This window comes from Bradyrhizobium sp. Kon37 (genome assembly GCF_055807535.1).
Genome location: NZ_JBVVOY010000149.1, coordinates 1 through 415, shown reverse-complemented (window position 1 = coordinate 415; position 415 = coordinate 1). Strand labels below are relative to the sequence as shown.

At 51.6% G+C, this 415-nt stretch carries 1 protein-coding gene; it reads right to left on the bottom strand.

What is annotated here, in order from left to right:
- On the bottom strand, positions 1 to 415 hold a 415-nt coding region (locus tag AC0L3J_RS37545), incomplete at both ends, for a class I tRNA ligase family protein (protein ID WP_473350449.1).

Here is a 415-nt window from a genome sequence, read left to right as displayed (position 1 = left end):
GCTCCTGCAACGCACCGCTGCGGGTCCATGCCTGCAACATTTCGCTGAAAGAGGGCAGATCAAAGAAGAAGTGTTCAGAATCACGCATTACCGGCGTAGCGCCAGAAACCACCGATTTCGGCTCGATCAGTTCAGTCGGGCTGTGGGTCGCGCCGCAGACTTCGCAGTTATCGCCGTATTGATCCGGGGATTTACATTTCGGGCAGGTGCCTTTCACAAAACGGTCCGGCAGGAACATGCCTTTTTCCGGATCGTACAGCTGAGAGATGGTGCGGTTTTTAATAAAACCGTTTTCTTTCAGGCGAGAGTAGATAAGTTCTGACAACTGGCGGTTCTCTTCGCTGTGCGTCGAGTGATAGTTGTCATAGCTGATGTTAAAGCCTGCGAAATCAGTCTGATGCTCCTGACTCATTTC